Annotated in this window: 1 protein-coding gene; it reads right to left on the reverse strand. The window is 69.4% G+C overall.

Annotated features, from left to right (window positions below; genetic code table 11):
• Positions 1-1,671, reverse strand: a 1,671-nt coding sequence (locus D7X32_RS44315; protein ID WP_244239524.1) for a condensation domain-containing protein, incomplete at both ends; no start/stop codon positions are given.

Raw genomic sequence — 1,671 nt, forward strand, 5'->3', positions numbered from 1 at the left:
GGCCGTACGCCTTGCCCGTCCGGTTCCACTCCTCCACCACCCGCCGCCGCTCCTCCGTCCCCATCCACTCCACTTCCCCCACCCGCTGCTCCGGCTTCTCCACCAGCGCTCGCACCACGCGCTCGAAGCCCTCCATCCACCGCCGGACCGTCCGCTCCTCGTACAGGTCCGTGCTGTACTCCCACAGCCCCGTCAGCCCTTCCGCTCCCTCCGTGAAGGAGACGATGAGATCCAGCTTCGCGGTGCCGGTCTCGAAGTCGACGCCCCGCAGGCTCAGTCCCGGCAGCCGCAGCTCCGGCACCGGCGCGTTCTGGAGCAACAGCTTCACCTGGAAGAGCGGTGCGTGGCCCAGGCTGCGCTCCGGGTTGATCGCCTCCACCAGCTTCTCGAAGGGCACGTGCTGGTGCGCATAGCCTGAGAGCGTCGTCTCACGCACCCTGCCGAGCAGATCCCGGAAGCTCGCTCCCTTCTCCACCCGCGTGCGAAGCACGAGCTGGTTGATGAAGAAGCCGATGAGCCCCTCCACCTCGCGGTGATCGCGCCCGGCGACGTCCGTGCCGACCACGATGTCTTCACGGCCCGCCACGTGGGACAGCAAGGCGTTGAAGGCCGCCAGCAGCACCATGAACGGCGTGACGCCCTCGCTCCGGGCCAGCCGCCGGACTCCCTCCTGGAGCTCCAGGGGCATGCGCTGCACCCGATGCGTGCCCCGGTGGGTCTGCACCGCCGGACGCGGATGGTCGGCGGGCAACTCCAGCAGCGCCGGTGCTCCATCAAGCCGTGTCTTCCACCAGCCCAGCTCTGACGCCAGGCGCTCCTCGTTCAGCCAGTTCCGCTGCCACGCCGCATAGTCCGCGTACTGCACCGCCAGCTCCGGCAACGACGGCTGCTCGCCCGCGAGGTACGCCGGATAGAGCTCCCCGAGTTCCCGCAGCAGGATCCCCGTGGACCACGCGTCGGAGACGATGTGATGCATCGTCAGCAGCAACACGTGCTCCGTCCCGCCGAGCTTCAACAACACCGCGCGGACCAGGGGGCCCCGCGAAAGGTCGAACGGCTTCCGGGCCTCTTCCTCCGCCAGCCGCAGCACTTCCGCGTGACGCCTGGACTCGTCCAGCGCGGTCAGTTCGCGCACGTCCAGGGGAAGGCGTCCTTCGGCGTGGATCTCCTGCACGAGCGTCTGCCGCGACACGGGGAACGTGGTGCGCAGGACTTCATGGCGGCGGAGGATCTCCTCGAAGCACCGCCCCAGTACGCCGACGTCGAGCGCGCCCGACAGCCGGACCGCCGCGGGCACGTTGTAGAGCGGGCTGCCTGGCTCCAGCCGATCCAGGAACCACAAGCGCTGCTGCGCGAATGACAGCGGCAGCTCGCCCTCGCGGCTTACGGACGACACAGGCGGCATCGCCGACGCGCCTTCGCCTTGTGCTCGGAGCCCTTCTACCCGGGCCGCGAGCAGCGCGACCGTGGGCGCATCGAAGATCTGCTGGAGCGGCAGCTCCACGCCGAACAGCTCGCGGAGCCGTGAGACCACCTGGGTGCCAATGAGCGAGTGGCCGCCGAGGTCGAAGAAGTTGTCGGACAGTCCGACACGCTCCACCTTCAGCAGCTCCGCCCACTGGTCCGCGATGAGCTGCTCCACGGGCGTGCGCGGCGCGGCGAAGACATGCG

The sequence above is a fragment of the Corallococcus carmarthensis genome (assembly GCF_003611695.1).
GTDB classification, from domain to species: domain Bacteria; phylum Myxococcota; class Myxococcia; order Myxococcales; family Myxococcaceae; genus Corallococcus; species Corallococcus carmarthensis.